The following is an 18934-nucleotide window of genomic DNA, read 5'->3' on the forward strand; positions in this document are numbered from 1 at the left end:
ATTATATTTAAAACACTAATACCCCTTATGTTCCCTCACAAAATTTTTTATTTTAATGAAGCCTAAGGTCTTTTTAATTAACAATTACTCGATGGAAAGAGCCTATTCACTCTGGGAAAAGGGGATTAGTGGCAGCCATCATGTATGGGGCAAGGTAGAATTGGACCAAAGAGGGAAGGTGGAGATGACAGTATTTCCCCATGAGAAATACAAAATACTCAATAAGATTGGTAAACTCTTTGGCATTGGTCACCTTGACCAGCAAATTAGAATCTTATTCAATCTCAAAAAATTTGATATTTTATATTCCCCTTATTCAAAATCAAACACAAAACTTTTACTCTTTTTAAAAGCCTTGGGCCTATTTAGAAAACCGATCGTTGTCACCATCCATCAACCGTTTTGGATGGGCAGGAATGAAAATTGGTTTTTCAGATTATATTCCAGAAATTATGTGTTAAATTATTCCGCTTCCATTTTTTTAAGCAGAGCCCTCATGGAAAAAACAATTACACTTCTTGAAATCCCTGAAAAGGCCTATAAAGACAAGTTCAGCCTGGCCCAGTGGGGTCCGGATATGACATATTACGAGCGGTATGCTACCCAACGCAAAGCATTTGAAGATTGTGAGTTCTTTATTAGTGCCGGACATACCGACAGGGACTTCGAAACCCTCATCGAGGCATTTAGAGGTTTGGACTACAAACTAAAAATATTCTGCACACCCAAGACGATTCCAAAAACCGTTGATATCCCACCAAATGTAGAAGTCGACTGGGAGGTGACGCTATCCTATGACCTCGTGCCCTATTACCAGAAATCAATAGCAATTTTGATCCCGCTAAAATATCCTATGCATAAAGAGGGGTGTCAAGGAATGACCAGCCTCCAGGATGTGGTTACCTTTAGCAAACCGGTAATAATGACCCATAATCCATGTTTGAATTTGGACATCGAAGAAGAAGGGATTGGATATTGGGTGGACATGTATGATGTAAATGGCTGGAGGGAGAAATTAACCATACTAAAGGAAAACAAGGACACTTGGCTGGAGTTGAGCGACAAATCTCAATCAACTTTTAAAGAAAAGTTTAATTCTAAAATTTTCGCAGCTCATCTTGAAAGCGTCCTCCTTTCGGTATACAATAAGGAAAACGACAAACCATAGGAACATTGTTCCATGGCATTCAGTAATATTTCTAGTTTTTTATCATATGAAGGCAGTAATTTTAGCGGGAGGTTTCGGCACTAGGATAAGTGAGGAAAGCTCAATACGTCCAAAACCCATGGTAAGCATAGGGCAGAAACCTATAATTTGGCATATCATGAAGATCTACTCCTATTACGGGATAAATGAATTCATTATTTGCTGTGGGTACAAAGGAGAGGTGATCAAAGAGTATTTTTCCACTTACCACCTGCTCAAGTCTGATTTTACGATAGATTTAAGCAGCAATAAAATTGACATACACCATGCAACTTCTGAGCCTTGGAAAGTAACACTTGTAGATACAGGTCTTGACACCATGACCGGTGGGAGGCTAAAGAAAGTGAAAGAATACATTGGTGATGAAACATTCTGCATGACCTATGGAGACGGTGTATCGGATGTAAATATCCGTGAAGCCATTGCTTTTCATAAAAAAGAAGGCGCCTCTGCTACCCTGACAGCCGTAAAGCAACCCGGAAGATTTGGGGCTTTTATTTTATCCTCAAAATCTGCAAGAATAGAAAATTTCAGAGAAAAACCTCAAGGTAATGGAAATGAAGGCGCCATGATCAATGGGGGCTTCTTTGTTCTAGAGCCAAGGGTATTGGATTTGATAGAAAATGACCAAACCATTTGGGAAAGAGAGCCACTAGAAAAATTGGCCAAAAACCATGATTTGGCCGCTTATGTTCACAATGGGTTTTGGCAGGCCATGGATTCTCTAAGAGATAGAAACTACCTGGAGGACTTGTGGAATCAAAAAAATGCACCTTGGAAAGTTTGGTGATATTGACCTTTAAAACCATCAAAAATGAAAATACTTATCACAGGAAATATGGGCTATATCGGCCCTGTTTTAGTCAATCATCTAAAAAAAGCCAACCCAAAAAGCACCATTATTGGGTATGACATAGGGTATTTTGCTCAATGCATTACCAGCAATGGACCTTTCCCGGAAGTGAATGTGGATCAGCAGGTTTTTGGAGATGTAAGAAATTTCCCTGAGAAACTACTGGAAGGAGTGGATACCATTGTGAATCTTGCTGCCATATCCAATGATCCAATGGGTAAAAAATTCGAAGAATTTACCTTAGATATTAACTACCGCTCTTGTATTAACCTAGCAAAAATGGCCAAAAAAGCGGGGGTAAAACATTTTGTTTTTGCTTCCAGCTGCAGCATGTATGGGGCGGCAGATGATTACCCAAAAACTGAAGAAGACAGCTTGAACCCGCTTACCGCGTATGCAAGGTCAAAGGTCATGTCTGAAAATGACTTGATAAACCTGGCAGATGAAAATTTTATCGTTACCTGTTTGCGTTTTGCTACCGCCTGTGGTTTTAGTCCAAGGTTACGTTTAGACCTGGTGCTCAATGATTTTGTAGCAGGCGCAATAGCTTCCGGGGAGATTTCAATTTTGAGTGATGGTACACCTTGGCGAGCCATGGTACATGTAAAAGACATGTCCAGAGCCATTGAATGGGCTTCTATCCGAAAAGCGACAAATGGCGGGTCTTTCTTGGCTGTTAATATCGGTACCAATAAATGGAACCATCAAGTTAAAACCATGGCATTGGCTGTTCAGGAATTGCTCCCGGACATCAATGTGACCATCAATCAGGATGCCCCTGCTGACAAACGTTCCTATAAAGTAAACTTTGACAAATTTGAAGAGTTGGCCCCGGACTTTCAACCCCAATTTGATTTGGAAAAAGCAATAATGGATTTGGAATCGGGAATGAAAAGTATTGGTTTTAATGATGCTGATTTTAGGAGTTCAAACCTGATCCGCTTAAAAGTACTTAACAGTTTCCAAGACCAAGGCTTGTTGAATGACAGACTAAATTGGACGAATAATTCGCTATTATAAGCAAAGGCTAAGTGAAGGGAAACACTTAGCCTTTGAATTTCTTTAGGATTCTTTCACTAAAGGTTGAAGAAATACTTGTTTTGTTCTGCTCTCAACTGGTCACTTAACCTGATTTCAGGCAATATCACGTCATCATAGGTTAAAACCTGATCCTTTGGCACATCTCGACGAAGTACACAGTCAACAGCCAAACCCAATGGCAGCAAACCCTCCTCAAGAGAAGTTGTCATATTTTCACACAGCCCGTAGGTCATATAATGCCCTATCCCATCAATTTTCTCTCCTTTTTTTAGGTCTCTTTTTGCGGTAGTCACCACATCCACCATTGGCTTCTCAGGAGCAATCGTAGCATCATGAAACAACACCGCCCTTGCCACCGTAATGGGCACTTCAAAATGACACAAATGATAGGGGTTATAAAAACAATATAAAGGGCCTTCGCCGACCTTATATAGGTTCAAATAGTGTTTTTGGATTGGGTCATCTATGGTCCCTAAAACGAAAACACCCGGCCCCGGGCTAGCCCCCACAATATAGTCTACAATTCCATTGCCTGCCAAGATATCCTCCAAGGGATATTCATCCATACATTCAGTTATGGGCTTTCCGGATGCTACCGTAGGGCCGTGCATACCTCTTTTGGCCACACCCATTCCCGTAGCATTGGCAATAATCGCTTGTTCGAAGGAAATTTTACTCCCATCAGCAAAGGAAGTAACCATGGCAGGCTTTTGCTTCCATTTCTTGGCAAAACCTTCCTGGGTGGTGGGATTTCTGTAAGGATCATGAAGCCCCTTGATATTTCCACAAAGCACCGGCTTTAATCCCAATTGCTTGACAAAACGAAATAAATTAAGGGTCACTCCCGGCTGATCTCCATCAGCATTGGTAAAGACCACTCCCTTTTTGTCTGCGTGTACTTTTAAAATCGGGCCTATTGTACCGTCAGTTTCTGCATTCATCATGATGATATGCTTACCATTTTCTATGCATTCTTGTGCAATCCTTGCCCCTAAATCCACGGCGCCGGTTACTTCTATGACTGCATCGATCCCCTCTGCTTTACAAATCAGAAAAGGGTCGGTTGTGACAGCTTTCCCTCCATCTTTTATCACCTGATTCAAAGCTTCCAGGTTTTCCACCTCTTGGGCATTTTCCTGCCCTGCTTTTTGAAAAACATCCTTTGCTTTTGATAGGGTTCTATTGGCAATGGCCACTAGCTCCATACCTTGGGTGTATTGTTCAATCTGAAGCGTAATTCCTTGAGCCATAAAGCCGGCACCTATCATCCCAACCCTAACAGGCCTGCCTTCTTCCGCTCTTTTTCGGAGCGCATTGTCAATAATTATCATATGAATTGGTCGTTTAAATAAGGGTGGTTATTGTCTTTTTCGGAAATTACAGCAACATCAACAGGCCATTGGATGTTGATCTTGGGATCATCCCATTTGATCCCCTTTTCTGATCCTGGCGCATAAAATTGTGATACAAAATATTGAATGGCCGTATTGTCCTTTAAGGTTATAAAGCCATGGGCAAAATCTCTGGGAACAAATAGCATTCTGTTGTTTTCCTCACTAAGCTCAAGGCCAATCCATTCCAAATAAGTCGGGGAGTCTTTTCTCAGGTCCACGATACAATCAAAAATTGCCCCTGAGGTACATTTGACAAGTTTGGTTTCCTCATAGGGTGACACCTGATAATGCATCCCTCTCAAAGTGCCTTTTTTTGGATTAAAAGACATATTGGTTTGGGCAATATTTGATTCGATACCAACTTTATCAAACTCATTTTTGCAAAAAACCCTTCCAAAATACCCCCTTTCATCCTCGATCTTTTCCACATCAATGATATAAGCACCTTTTAACTTAGTTTCTGTAAAAATCATAGCATAACCGTTTGTGAACAATCTACAATACTAATTCCTACGAATTTAATATATTTTTTGAATGTAAAGGTTTATAAATATTTAGAATTAGTATTTAATTATCTTTAATCCACAAATGGCAGCAGCCTTCTAAATCCATCTTTGGAATTTATTGAAGATACTGCCATTCCTGCAGATAATTATTAAGCCATTATAAGCAAGCTGAAAATGGACAAAATGCCCCAAGACTCAAATAGCAAAGCAAGTACTAAACAAAATAGCACAGAGAGCACTGCACCTGACCTTTTTTCCAAAGAAGAGCTGGCAAGGTACAATAGACATATTATAATTCCCGAATTTGGCAAAGAAGCCCAGACAAGCCTTAAAAAATCCAAAGTGCTGGTAGTAGGTTCAGGCGGCCTGGGAAGCCCCTTGTTATTGTACTTAGCGGCGGCGGGAGTAGGTACAATTGGAATAATCGATTTTGATAAAGTAGAAGATAGTAATTTACACAGACAGGTATTGTTTGGAACAGAAGATATTGGAACCCCAAAAGTCGAGGCGGCTAAAAGAAGATTAACAGCCAATAACCCTTATATCAACATCGAAGTATACCATCAAAAATTAACTAGCGAAAATGCCTTGGAACTAATTTCCAAATATGATGTGGTGGCAGATGGCACAGACAATTTCCCCACCAGATACTTGGTCAATGATGCTTGTGTATTGGCAGAAAAAACCAACGTTTATGCATCTATCTTCCAATTTGAAGGTCAGGTATCGGTGTTTAACTTTTTAAAAGATGGAAAACGGGGACCAAATTACAGAGACCTATACCCATCCCCTCCTCCTGCCGGCTTGGTCCCCAGCTGTGCCGAAGGAGGAGTCTTAGGTGTATTACCTGGTATTATAGGGAGTTTACAAGCCCTTGAGGTAATCAAAGTGATCACCGGGGTGGGTGATACATTAAGTGGGCAATTGTATACTTTTGATGCATTTTCGTTTCAATCCAAAACTTTCAAGATAAAAAGAAAAGACAACAATCCATTGAATGGAACAACGCCTACCTTAACCAAATTAATTGATTATGAGCAATTCTGTAATCCTGGGCAGTTAGAAGAGAAAATTAGGGAAATAGACGTGGATGAATTGAATGCCCTAATAGTCAATAAGGAAAGCTTCCAATTGATAGATGTAAGGGAACAGCACGAGTTTGACCTGGTCAATATTAATGGAGTCCACATCCCTCTCCAGGACATAAGGGAAAATGCAGACAAGATCAAAAAAGACAGAAAAGTAGTCATCCATTGCAAAATGGGAGGGAGAAGTGCCAAAGCCATACGCGAGCTTGAAGCCAAATATGGCTTTGATAATTTATTCAACCTAAAAGGGGGGATCGACGCTTACTTAAGGAAATACGATTCCCATTTTGACCAAGCATAACTCCAAGCCTTCTTAATCAAATTTATTTTCTAAAGAAATCAATTGTAGCTCAGCCAAAAAAGCCCTCCTTATTTATCATGAGGAGGGCTTTTTAATTGGATAAATCTTATTCAGATTCAAAGCTATTTATAAGAAAGCTACTCTTCTTTTTTTGTCCAGTCTTTCTTCAATTTGGGCAAGCTTAATTCTGTGCGCCTGTTTTCTTTATGCATATTAGGCGTACAAGGCTGCTCTCCACAATCGTTGATTGGTTTTTTCTTTCCAAAATACTCATAGTTTAATCTATTAGGCGAAATCCCCTTGTCTTCAAGGTATTTCTTCACCACAAGGGCACGTTTTTCAGAGAGTTTCTCATTGTATGCATCACTTCCTCTACTATCTGTATGCCCGGTAATTTCCAATCGATGGTAAAGCATTTCCCTAAGCATTAAAGCAACTCTTTCTAAGGCCATCATGTCATTGACAGATAGGCTGGCTTGATCGAAACCAAAATAAATGGTAGGTAAGTCTGCCGGTAACTGAATATTGCTAACGTCACATAAGTCCAAGTCTTGCATTTCTGGTGGCAGTTGATAGGCTTTTCCTTCTTCGGGAAATGCTAGTAACAATAGCTCCGTCCTTCTATTGATCTGATGTTGATCTTCAGGACATGGCACCCCGTCACCACAATCATTGGCAGGTTCTTTTTCTCCAAACCATTCTGCTTCTATTCTAGATCTTGCGATACCAAATTGCCCTAAGTAATCTCTCACCGCATCCGCTCTCCTTTCACTTAGTGCCTCATTATATGCTTCACTTGCCCTAGCGTCAGTATGCGACCTAACAGCGATGTTTAAAAACGAATAAGATTTTAACAATTCAGCTACTTTATCAAGAGATGGTTTGGCATCATCTCTTATGATGGATTCGTCGAGATTATAAAAGACCAAATCCACATAAGCTGTCGTATTGTAAGGAACCCTTACCATTTGATACGTCTTCTCCAGTGAAGCCTCTTTCAATCCTTTTGTGCTAAGTGACTTGTCATGAATAGAGAAATAGCCATCTTTCTTAATGACCATCTCGAAATCTTCTTCCGGGGCTATTGAGGCCTCCAATTTACCCCTTCCGTCTTGCTTCACCTCTACGTTGATCCTGTCAGTCCCTTCCATTAAGCTAACCTCCAAATCACCTGTCAACTGCTCTCCATCGCAACCAAGAATTAAAGCTTGAAAATCCTTATAGCGCGTTTCTAATTCAAAGATATCATCCCATCCCTTACTCTCAGGTCTATCCGATGAAAGTATGGTTTTGTTGTCTGATGTAATGAAAAAGCCGAAATCATCTTGGGGAGAATTGTAAGGAAGGCCTAGATTTTTTACTCCTGAGAAGCCTTTGTCCAAAACTTTCGCTTCAAATAAATCAAGACCGCCTAATCCAACATGACCATCAGAAGCAAAGAACAGTTTCTCTTCTTTGAGGTAAGGATTACTTTCATTTCCGGCTGTATTGATTTCACTTCCTAAGTTCACAGGAGCTTCAAAAACAAAGTCGTCTGAATAATCCATATAATACAAATCAAAGCCTCCAAAGCCTCCAGGCATGTCTGATGAGAAATACAGACGCTTTTCTTCTTCATCTACAAACGGAGTTTTCAAACTATATTCCAAGGGTGCATTAATAGAAAGCCCCTTAAAATCACTCAACTGACCTTCTTCATTGATGCTACTGTAATAAATTTCCGAATGGACTTCATAGCTTCCCGACTTCCTAATTTCTCTACTGACTGTATAAAAAAGCACCGGAGATTCTTGTAAAACATAGGGCTCAGTTGAATGAAAAACATCCGGAACCGGTATGGATAGTTTTTCCATCTCTCCTGAATCATCCATCTTATAGATGCTTAGGAAATCCCTACCTGTCCAATCTGATTTCTTGTTATAGTATTTGTAACTTTTGTCAATTCTTAGTCCTTTTTTATTTCGGTCCAATTCACCACCCCTATCTGAAGAGAAATAAACTGTCCCATTGCTGTCTTTTGTAAAACCAAATTCAGCACTATTTGTATTCAAACCATCCACTCCAACTACAGCAGAATTGGGTTTGCTTCCATACCAGGATTTCAAAGAATCAAGGTTAAGTGCGAGTGCTGAGCCATTCATTGAATCCAAGGCAATAAATACTGCTTCCCTTTGATCGGCTTGGTTTGCTGCTTCGATATAAGCCAACCAATCATTGTTGGTTGCATCCGGGAATTTTACAGCTTTTTCCCACCAATCATGGCTTTTTTGATAATCTCTTAAAAAGGTAAAACTTTCAGCTGCTCCCTTTGCTGCGGTATAAGTAGCCTTTTTACTATAAGCTTTTGCATAGCCATTCGCCGCTTCAAAATAATTAGATTCCGCAGCTTTTCGCTGGGCATACCTCAACAGTCCGCTTTGGGCCTGCACTTGACAGACCATGGCACTGAATAAAATTACAGGCAAGAAATAAATAAAAATCTTTTTCATATTTAGAACCATCTTGGGTTTTTCATATTCACTTTTCTTGGAGAGATGTAGTAACCTAAAGACATCTCATGGCTATTGTTTCGCAAACCATTGAAAGCATTGGTTTGCACATCATAGGCATAACCCAGCCTAAGTTTTTCTGTCGCAAACAATTCTAAAATAAAGGCTACTGCATTTTTAGCAGAAAGACCGGATGGCAAATCCGAAGCGCCCACTTTTAAGTTGGTTCGGTAGGAGGCTCCTGCCCATACTCTGTCCATGAATAAAAACATGCCATTTAGATCCAGGTTGGTGGGGCCGCTCCCTCCATTTCGCATCAGGAATGAGGGCTTAAACTGAACTTGATCGGAAATTGGAAACAAAGCCCCTGCTGTCAAGTAATAGTGTACATTATGATAAGCCAAAGCCATGGCCTCTTCTTCTAGTTTCTTTTTACCTATTAGGTTATAGGCACTGAATCCTGCATAAAATTTTGGGCTATGAAAAAAGATCCCGGTGTTCAAATTCGGTGTAAAAACATTAATTCTCCCTTCGGGTAATTCTCCATCTCCAAAATCATTTGGATCATACATGCTCCCATCGATGGCATATTCTGAAACTCCTCCACTTACCCCTATACCCAGGAAAGATTCATTCCCTGTTTGAATCCTATAGGCATAAGTCAATAAGGCTGTATTGGTTTTTGTAGCGCCAACTTCATCTGCCATAATAGAAGCGCCGAAACCCATAAGCCCCTCATTGGCACTTAAGTCTGCTGTGACTGTAAAAGTGGTGGGCGCTCCCGGTAAACTCCCCCATTGACTTCTATAGGTAGATTGAACATAATGTTCCCCCTTGTATCCCGCATAGGCCGGATTTACATGTAAGCCATTAAACATGTATTGGCTAAACTGAGGCAGCTGCTGGGCCATAGACGAATGAAGGCCTGCAGGAAGTAAAATCACCAAAAATCCAAAAACTCTAAAAATATTCTTCATCGAACTTATTATTTTAATGCTGCTACTATACACAAAATCATTATTTTATGACCTGAACCCAACCTTTATAGGTTTGTTCCTCACCGCTATTGTCCGTAATAATCAGGACATAAAAGTAAGCACCTGGATTCAACCCTTCCGCTGCCCAATCATTCATGTAATTTTCGGATTCGAAGACATGGTCACCATTTCGGTTAAGAATGGTTAAGGAGCTTTTTGCAAAGTTTTCAATTCCCTTAATTTCAAAAGTGTCATTTTTACCATCTAGGTTCCCCGGAGTTATTACATTGGGTACAAAGAACCTAATGATTTGATTGGTGTCACTGTCCTCTTTATTTGTTGAAATATTATCCTGATTATCCGGCACTTCAATATTCACTGTATTTGTTACGGCACCAATGCCTACGGCTTGTACCTTAATCACATACACCAAATCTTCACCGGCAGCTATAGATGAAACCGTCCAACTTATAGTGTTTCCTGAAACAGTTGCTCCGGGGTCTGTACCTGTGAAACTGATAAATTCAACATTTGTAGGCAATTGATCACTTACCACAACATCTTCTGCTGAACTCAGACCATTATTGGTTAGTTTGATTTCATATTCAAATTCATTGCCTTCGTAAATGGCCTTACCAAATGAGGTCTTCGAAACGCTAATATCCACTTGTTTGGCAACTACTGTGACAGTAGGGGCAGTAACCTGATCTGTAAACTCCCCAACACTGATGGTTGCGGTATTTACTTTTTCACCTTTTTCTACTCCCATTGCTTCAATTTGGAAGCTGGCAGTTTCTCCGGCACCTAGGGAGGCAATGATCCAATTCTCTTCAGTATCTTGTGCTGGCACTGTTCCCATGTTTAATAAACCTGAAGGAAGGGGATCTGCTACTTGCACGTTTGTTAAATCAAAGGCTGAATTATTGGTAATGCTAATGGTATAGGTAACCACTCCATCTATAGGGATTTCAGTGGCACTGGCGGTTTTATTCAGTTCAAGTAATATTGGTCTAACTAGAATGGTAACTTTCGCCTGATCACAGAACATTCTGTCGGCATTTTCGCAGAATTCATAGACAAATGAGTCAGTTCCTGAAAAATTATTAGCAGGGGTATAAGTAATCAGTCCACCGTCTGCAATGGTTATTGCTCCATCAACAGGATCTTCTGTTATCAACAATGTTTCATCTAAAATCGCCCCTGAATTGGTAAAATCATTATCCAAAACAGCTATTGTGATGGATTCATTTTGATTGGTTACCACCTCGTCATCCTTGGCCTCCAATTGGACGTCCTGCAAGCTAAACCTAATCTCTCCCTCATCTTTATTGGAAGGATTAATTGTCTCAACGAGATCATATAGCAAAATATAATCCCCTTCAGGAAGACCTGTAGGTAGGGTAAGTGTGCCATCTTCTGCTAAGCTAACTCCTGTTAGTCCATCATTATCTGTCAGAACAGAATGTACCCGATCTGAACTTACTGACTCACCATTGATTAGGTCATTGGTTAAAACATTACCTATTTCTCCTGCCCTATTGGCATTGACCGAACCATAATTGTCCGTAACAGCTTCCAAGACTGTAGGATTAACAGTAATTGATACGGTAGCCTGATCACAATTGGCGGGATCCTCTTTGTCACAAATCTGGTATACCAGTTCGTAATTACCTGCGGAAATACCTTCTACGATATCAATGGATCCATCTGCATTCAGCACTATTTTGCCGTCAGAATCGTTACTAACAGTAGTTAAGTTCACATTTTCGATCAAAGCAGGTAGCCCATTGAGTAAGTCATTGTCCAGTACATTCAGGATGCTTTCTTTCCCAAAACTGTCATCTAACTCAAAAGCATCATCCATGGCAATTGGAATGTATTCTATGACTTCAATGGTCACTTCGGCTTCATCAGAATCTCCTCCTCCGGTGGTGATTTTATATACCAGCTTGTATTCTCCAGGGGGAGTATTGGGAGCCACGTCAACAGTCCCATCCAAATTTAAAGTCACATCTGCAATAGGGAAAGGGTTAACAATATCTAAAGTTACATCTATGGGATTCAAAGGAAAACCATTCAACTCATCATTGTCATAAACATTGAGAACTGCATCTCCTCCCAATTCACTGTTTACTCTTTCCTTCAAATCCGGTGTGGCGGATATGGCATTGACAAAGAATACCAACTTTCCATCCGGCTCATTTTCTGCAATGATTCTGATACCAAAAATAGGTTCTGTGGATTCAAAAATTGAAGGAGAAAAAAGAACCATATATTGGGTTTGTGTAGGCACATTAGACACATGGTTAATACCTGTATTCCATTGAAAGCCTCTAACCTGTATTCTTTTAGCTCCTGCAATGGGGTTGCCATCTCTATCTAAGGCGATAAAATCAGTCGCTGAATTCCCATTCCGCTCAGTATAAAGCAAGTAACCTGATGTCACTACCTGGTCCTTATATTCCAGATCTACAAAAGCTTCCCCTTGGGGTATTGAAGGTTGACCATTAATGTCCCAATAGGACCGAATATCCGGGGTAGAAACAACTGTTTCTAGACCACTAAAAAAATCGTCATCCACATGACTGGTAATGGTATTGTCCGAATGGACAATTTGTATGGCGTCTGGCCTAATGGCAGCTGACCCTATAATCGGATTTGGATTTTCTACTGTAGGATTTCTAGTTGTGGCAAAAATCACTTTATCCGAATCGATCTTGATTGAACTGATCACTACAGGAACATCTTCCGGGCTAGGGTTTTCAATACCATCCGGCGAAGTCTGAATCAATTCATTTCCTTCAATGGTATATCGCACTTCAGTGATGGGAATATTGTTTTCAGTACCTGTAACAGTAACAGTTTGTGCAGAAACCTGCCCGATAGCAACAATTCCCAGTAAGAAAAGAAATGAGATAAACTTCAAGAAATTTCTAAAAAAATAATTAAACCCAAGCTGTACCAATAGAATTAAACTTTTCATATAAAATTAATCTTAAAAACTAGTCACAACACACCTATACAAAAACAAAAGAATGAAATAGTGCCCAAAAATAGGTTATTTATTCATAACTGGCAAGACAGATAATCCCCCAAACAAATATATTTATAAATTATCAATCACAATTTTTTATTAGAAAAAACCAGGCAACTTCGAAAGAAGCTACCTGGTATCTACAACTAAAAACAACCAAATTAACCTAATGGAATAAATTCCAACCTAAAATATTTATTGCAAAAAGGTTTATTATTTTGCGTTTAACAAAAACTTATCCTTACGATAGCCATCTTTATCTTGGTACCAATCAGGGTAAGCTTCTCCTCCGGTGGCAGCCCACTTATAAAACATCTGATATCCGTTGGTAATGCTCTCCTTATTTATCATATATGGTATGCTTTGAGTCACATTAAGTGCCCACGGCAACCCACTGTCTTTTCCTCTGTAATAGGATTCTTTATTCCCATCTGAGCTGTCTTCTTTTGTCCCGAAAAGTGATTTTTCCACCTGTGCAGTTGGTCTTTTGCCGGGAAGGTGGATTTCAACACCTCGCTTCTGATTGACGATCAAGAATGGATTGAAATGATCCATTTTTAGCTCATCCAGTTGGATATGTCCTTTCGCATTTTCACCATCTTTGATGTACATGATGATTTGCATTTTCTCAACAGACTGCATAGGGAAACTGGGATCCGTATTGATGCCAACTGATCCTCCACCCGGATGCGTTAGCACATTGTCAACATCATCGAATGCGATAATTGTAGCATATTCATTTCCTGCTTCAAGTCCATTGTCCAAAAACTTATGGATGCTATTGGATTTAATTTTTGAACCTACCACCTTATAAACCTGGTCTGGTGCAATCCCAGTAAACTCTATACCAAAACCATTGGAATAGCCTGCTCCTGCTGCTCTTGGCAAAAGATCTATCACTACTTCCACTATCTCACCGGAAGCATCTGTAATTCTATTGATCATATAATCCAATACCAAATCATTGAAATCATAATCTCCTTTAGCAGGCCATAGATCCTCAAACATAAGGGTTGCTGCGCTTTTAGAGGTAAGGTAGTTGTCAAATGCCTTGTATTTATCTTCAGGATAATCATCTTCAGCATCCACAACGCCATCCCCGTCCTTATCCTGCTTTTCTACTTTCGGCATACAGTTATAAGAGGGATCGGCAGCATATTTGCCCGGAATAACCAAATCATCCAATCCAGCTCTGGCAGAACCTCCGGTTCCTGTGAAACTGATGAAAATTTTAACCGTCTTGCCTACAATCGCTTCCGGAATATTAGCTGTTACTTTATGAACTGTTGTTTGCTTGTTCACCGGATGTGGAAAAGAAAAGGAATCAAACTCAACTTCTTCACCTTCACCATAATCCATGTCCGCATCAAATGGAATATACTGAATCAAAATATCCCTGTTTCCTCCAGCATTTCCGTCTAATCTGGTTACAAAACTAATTTCCCCTGCTTCCATAACCATCCATGGGCTTTTGATCCAAGTTGCTTTATTGGATTTATCGGTCAACTGATTGGTCCGCATACTAAAATCCCCGTTTAGCAAAGTCGCATTATTATCACTGACAGTCACAGCTCCCATTCCCCAACATAAGGAAAAATAATGGCTCCTGTCTCCTAGTTCAGCATCGTTTTTTACGTAATTCTCTTGTCCATGGGTTTGTAAAAAAACCAACCCTAATAGCGAAAACAATAAAATAAATCTTTTCATGATAAAATTATTAAAAACTTAATGATTAGGATTACAAAATTAGGATTCAATGTCGCTTGCATTATCTTCAATAAAAAAATCAAACGACACTTTACGGCCTACAACAGTCCCTACTTTTTCAAACGCACCATATTTCATCCTTACTTCGCCAACTCCTTTAGGGAGATCAAAACTCATCTCAAAATCTTCATTCATGCGATGCATGCCTCCAAAAATCTCTCTTCCAGCATCAGTTGTTAAAGAAAGCCGCTGATAAACTCCTACATCCACGGGTAAACCTTCAATGCTTACGGTAAGCTCTTCTGTAGTTTCCCAATCAAAAAATGCGGAAACCACTAAATCGTCAATTGTTTCTCCTGTAGGAGTGATTTGCTGAGTGCTCTCTTCTATCTGTTCATTCACGCAAGAAGAATTAAGGGTCATTACGAGGACAATCAATGCCAAGTATGACAACAAAGTTGTTTTGCTGTTTTTCATTGTTCTGCTGTTTACTGTATCAAAAAAAGTAAAGCGACCTATCGATCAACTTTATCATACACCAAAAGTCCTCATTTTTAAGTTTGTTTAGGAGAAAAATCGACCAACTGGTGAAAAAGATCGGTCAACACCACTATTATAAGGGACAGGTTTACTATTGGTTGGTTTTCAAGTCTAAATTTAGAAAACAATTATAGGTTTAAAAAGAATTGATAAACAAAACCGCTTATTAAATAGCACAAAGTTCTTTTTATTATTCAAAAACCAAATTTTATAATACAAAATATTTTATTTCAATTAATCTGTTTTTCACACCAACTTTTTCACACATTAAACCAATTCAACACATTAAATTGAATTGTTTTTTTTATTGTTATTATGGCAATAGGGAATGACCGCTAGGTTTACATCGATAACCTTTAAGGCTTTTCCAAAATAATCCTAAAAGCGTTGAAAAGAACATAAGCACCATTAAGGAACCCGGGAAGCCATTACTATAGGAGGGGGTTGAATTCTTTGTAGAGAACGATGTGGCGTTTTATGCAGCTAATGAAAATCACCCAAGAGCGACTGATAAGTCATAATACAAGGAAATTAAAAGTCGATTTTTTCACTTATAGGAGGATTGGTTGAAAAAGCATTTGGCAGCCACTAAATCCCGATAGAGGCAAATTATATTAACAGGTGAAAAATTCAAAAGCCCATTTTAATTACAGAAGATAAGGTTGGTTAAAACGGATATTAGGGTTTCCTAAGCTTCTCAAGGAAGTGTGCAACTACAGGAATATCAATCAGTTAGGATATTTTAGCATAGCATGCCTGAGGTGAAATTGTAAACAGGGGCGAAGGGATTGACCTTGAAGCGATTTCAGCACATAATAGAGGATATATTGCCTATTTCAGGTAAGTTCTTCTCTTGGTTTTGATAAAACCAAGAGAAGAACTTCCTTGAAGGGGTTTGGTGGATAGCAAAAAAAATGATGACCGGCTCAAAAAAAGTAATTCCTTTATGGTACAACCCCATATACCACCTTGCTAACAGGTCGTTTATTAAAATATATACCTAACAGATAGTGCGAATTCGTCACCCCAGAAGCCTCCATTATTAATTATATTGATAGCAGGTTTAAAATCCAGTGAAAAATTAAGAGGAAGCTCTTCTAAAACATACTCCAAGCCAATGATCCCATCAATACCAATAACGGTAGATCCATCGTAATCATATTTAGAACTGTTGTTCCAACTACCTATATGGGCTCCTCCTCCATAAAACCAATTCAAACCATCTACGTCTTCAATATCCCTGTGAACTTCATAAAGACCGGTAATCAAAAGACCTCTCCAACGGGTATGCAAAATTCCCTCAAGGGCTGCATCCTGGCTTATAAAATGCTTTACGCTTAATCCGCTACTTGCCCCTAAGCGCAAACCAACTCCAGTATTATACGCTTGTGCTTTGCTTTCATTAGATAAGGAAAACATGAGTACCAATGCCATCATGGCAAACATTACATTTTTCATCATTATTATAGTTGTTTAATTAATAGTTCTCAAAAAGAGTGATCCCCTCAGGATGGATACAGCCATCCAAGGGAACATCATGAGGTTCATGAGGAATTTCTTCGGATAACGGCGCATTGAAAGAAAGTCCGATTTTCAGCACACCATCATTTAGTTCTCCGAAAAACATATCATAAAACCCTAATCCATAGCCTATTCTATTCCCTCTTGAATCTATACCGAGTAAAGGTACAAATACGAGTTCTACGGGCTTTGGATTTTCCAATAAAACCGGATCTACAGGTACAGGAATGCCCAGCTTATCATTCTCAAAAACCGTTTCCGGGGTCAATTTCACAGTAGCCATTTTTCGGGCATTATGAACAGTAATCGAACTGTACACATGATAATCTAGTTGAAAAAGTGATTGCAATAATGGTACCGTATTCACTTCCAAAAGTTTTTTTATAGGCAAAAACAAATGAATATGCCTAAGCTCCGGAAATTGCTTTAAGAATGTTAAGCAATTTGTAGTAATCTTCCGGGAGTAGGCTTCACGCTCCTCAAGCCCTAATGCAAGGCGACTATTTCTGAGTTGCTGTCTTACTACTTCTTTTGTCACCATTTTCCTTTAGAAGAATAAAATCAAAGTTTAACGGGTCAAAGGTATCAAAAAGCTCCTTTATAAATTCCGGATTACTTAAATAGAACTCCAGAAAGTTGATTTTTCTTTCCTGCAAAGTTCCTTGGGGAAATAGCTCCCTTTTTATAGCTGCTAGTTGCTGTATGGCTGTAGACTTCTTCCTCTCTTCTGCTTTACGAAACTTGGTCGCCACTTGGTCTAAAATCTTTTCATTGCGCTTATATGCGGCCTGAACTGCATCAGTTAAAGTAGCATCCATTTCAGCAGACTTTTCTTCTAAAGACTTATAGATAAGATTTAATTTATCTTTTTCCTCCTGCAGTTCAAGGTCCTGATCGGAATTTTCTTTTACATACTTTATGCGCAAATCATCGTAAGGGAGGAACAATTCCTTCTCATTTAACCCCAGCTTATTCATTTTGCGCTGTAAGGGAGAAGTCAGAATCATTGCGAAATTTCTTGGAAGTAAAAATGGATAATCTACTGAATAATGGGCAAAAACATTTTTTAGTTGAAACCAATAGGCCACTTCCGCCGGCCCACCCAGATAGGCCAAATTGGGTAAAATAACCTCTTGGTAAAGGGGTCGCATGACTACATTGGGACTAAAATTCTCTGGCTTTTCTTCTATAATTGCTGCCATTTGGGCTTCAGTCCATTTGTTTTTCCCATCATGGGTTTCAAATAAACCATCTGTTAAAATCAACCTTTCTCTACGGCCCTTTTCCATATAGAAAAAATTAATTTCTCTAGGGAATATTTGGGTGGAGTAGCCGGCCTTTTCCAAAGCATTGTTACAGTCATTCACCAGGTTATTGGCAGTGGCTTTCAAAACGTCATCCTTGATAACTGGCACAAACAATTGCTTCAGTTCCTTTTCATTGGCATCCATGATCACCAACCCTCTGTCTGCAAATAAATGATGGACGTATTTCCTCACCGCCTCTTTCAAATGCTTACTTTCGGTATAGGCTGTTTTGAAAAACTCGGGAAGAAAATGTAATTCCCCTATTAATTTTTTTAACGATTCATCTAAAATAAATTCTCCTACGGCTCCTTTTTGATCAGTTTCCCATTCATAATTTTTTCCGTCAAAATAAAAATGGTTGATTTCAGCAAAATCATGATCTTCTGTGGCCATCCAATATACCGGAACAAAATGGTAATCCGGGTTTTCCTTTTTTAGCTTATCTGCCAGCGCAATGGTAGACACAATCTTATATATAAAATAAGATGGCCCGGTCATCAGGTTTAATTGATGGCCTGTGGTAACCGTAAAAGTATTGGCTTGTTTCAATTGCTGAATGTTGGCCTTAACCTTTGAACCTTCAAATCCTTCATATTGCTTTTCCAGCACCTTGGCAAGGCTGTCTCTTTTCTCTTGCTCAAAATGTTTGTTGGGCAAAGTTTTTTTAAATTGCTCTAAATCGGGAAACTCCTTATAAAACTGTTTTACTGACTCCTCTTTGTGAATATAATCTAAAAAAAGTGATGAAAACAGGCCGGTACAGGCCGGGTCTAAGCTGGACTTTAACATAAAGGATGCAATTTCAATTTTTATAAAGGCAGGTATTGAAACCATTAAAACGGGCAAAGGGATAGTAAAGTTCACCTAAATTGCCAACAATTGGTGGGGCAAGTTATACATTTTTTCAAAAATCTTGTAACAATAAACCAGCATCCCCTTTGTAATTTTGTGCAATAAACAAGCTTTCTA

Annotated in this window: 14 protein-coding genes; 4 read left to right on the forward strand and 10 right to left on the reverse strand. The window is 39.2% G+C overall.

The features are described from left to right. The first annotated feature begins 91 nt into the window (after positions 1 to 91). Genes ACYVHJ_RS14290 through ACYVHJ_RS14300 form a run of 3 tightly spaced genes read left to right on the forward strand, consistent with a single transcriptional unit; the run spans position 92 to position 3080 of the window. Positions 92 to 1168 (forward strand): glycosyltransferase family protein, encoded by a 1077-nt coding sequence (locus ACYVHJ_RS14290; RefSeq protein ID WP_460515843.1) that lies wholly within the window; start codon positions 92 to 94, stop codon positions 1166 to 1168. 46 nt (positions 1169 to 1214) lie between these two features. After that, on the forward strand, positions 1215 to 1997 hold the full coding sequence (gene rfbF / locus ACYVHJ_RS14295; RefSeq protein WP_339905948.1) for a glucose-1-phosphate cytidylyltransferase: 783 nt from the start codon (positions 1215 to 1217) through the stop codon (positions 1995 to 1997). Between the two features lie 24 nt (positions 1998 to 2021). Continuing rightward, on the forward strand, positions 2022 to 3080 hold the full coding sequence (locus ACYVHJ_RS14300; protein ID WP_460515845.1) for an NAD-dependent epimerase/dehydratase family protein: 1059 nt from the start codon (positions 2022 to 2024) through the stop codon (positions 3078 to 3080). A gap of 56 nt (positions 3081 to 3136) precedes the next feature. Here the strand turns inward: ACYVHJ_RS14300 and ACYVHJ_RS14305 are convergent, their stop codons facing one another. Both ACYVHJ_RS14305 and rfbC read right to left on the reverse strand, forming a co-directional pair. After that, complete coding sequence (locus ACYVHJ_RS14305) at positions 3137 to 4432, reverse strand: NAD(P)H-dependent oxidoreductase (RefSeq protein WP_460515847.1); 1296 nt, start codon at positions 4430 to 4432, stop codon at positions 3137 to 3139. Further along, positions 4429 to 4968 carry a dTDP-4-dehydrorhamnose 3,5-epimerase family protein gene (rfbC, locus tag ACYVHJ_RS14310; protein ID WP_460515849.1) on the reverse strand — a complete coding sequence of 180 codons (540 nt, stop codon included), beginning with the start codon at positions 4966 to 4968 and terminating at the stop codon, positions 4429 to 4431. Before rfbC ends, ACYVHJ_RS14305 begins: the two co-directional genes overlap by 4 nt. A 207-nt stretch (positions 4969 to 5175) precedes the next feature. Between rfbC and moeB the strand changes: the two genes are divergently transcribed. Beyond that, complete coding sequence (gene moeB, locus ACYVHJ_RS14315) at positions 5176 to 6390, forward strand: molybdopterin-synthase adenylyltransferase MoeB (RefSeq protein WP_460515851.1); 1215 nt, start codon at positions 5176 to 5178, stop codon at positions 6388 to 6390. Positions 6391 to 6527: 137 nt separating this feature from the next. On the opposite strand, the gene ACYVHJ_RS14320 is transcribed toward moeB, so the two are convergent. From ACYVHJ_RS14320 to bshC, 8 genes are all read right to left on the reverse strand, one after another. Further along, positions 6528 to 8879, reverse strand: coding sequence for an OmpA family protein (locus ACYVHJ_RS14320; protein ID WP_460515853.1), 2352 nt, complete (start codon positions 8877 to 8879; stop codon positions 6528 to 6530). A 2-nt stretch (positions 8880 to 8881) separates the two neighbouring features. Next, positions 8882 to 9856, reverse strand: a complete 975-nt coding sequence (locus ACYVHJ_RS14325) for a PorP/SprF family type IX secretion system membrane protein (protein WP_460515855.1) — start codon at positions 9854 to 9856, stop codon at positions 8882 to 8884. A 40-nt stretch (positions 9857 to 9896) separates the two neighbouring features. After that, entirely contained in the window at positions 9897 to 12839 is a 2943-nt protein-coding gene (locus ACYVHJ_RS14330) for a T9SS type B sorting domain-containing protein (RefSeq protein WP_460515857.1), read from the reverse strand. Between the two features lie 264 nt (positions 12840 to 13103). Further along, positions 13104 to 14597, reverse strand: a complete 1494-nt coding sequence (locus ACYVHJ_RS14335; RefSeq protein WP_460515859.1) for an LruC domain-containing protein — start codon at positions 14595 to 14597, stop codon at positions 13104 to 13106. Between the two features lie 39 nt (positions 14598 to 14636). Then, the gene (locus tag ACYVHJ_RS14340; RefSeq protein WP_460515861.1) at positions 14637 to 14999 is read right to left on the reverse strand and encodes a hypothetical protein; all 363 of its coding nucleotides are present in this window, start codon (positions 14997 to 14999) and stop codon (positions 14637 to 14639) included. A 1125-nt stretch (positions 15000 to 16124) separates the two neighbouring features. Then, positions 16125 to 16598 (reverse strand): hypothetical protein, encoded by a 474-nt coding sequence (locus ACYVHJ_RS14345; RefSeq protein ID WP_460515863.1) that lies wholly within the window; start codon positions 16596 to 16598, stop codon positions 16125 to 16127. Between the two features lie 16 nt (positions 16599 to 16614). Continuing rightward, positions 16615 to 17199, reverse strand: a complete 585-nt coding sequence (locus tag ACYVHJ_RS14350; protein WP_460515865.1) for a 5-formyltetrahydrofolate cyclo-ligase — start codon at positions 17197 to 17199, stop codon at positions 16615 to 16617. Beyond that, positions 17159 to 18754, reverse strand: a complete 1596-nt coding sequence (gene bshC / locus ACYVHJ_RS14355) for a bacillithiol biosynthesis cysteine-adding enzyme BshC (protein ID WP_460515867.1) — start codon at positions 18752 to 18754, stop codon at positions 17159 to 17161. Before bshC ends, ACYVHJ_RS14350 begins: the two co-directional genes overlap by 41 nt. Positions 18755 to 18934 lie beyond the last annotated feature (180 nt).

The organism is Cyclobacterium sediminis, assembly GCF_054781075.1.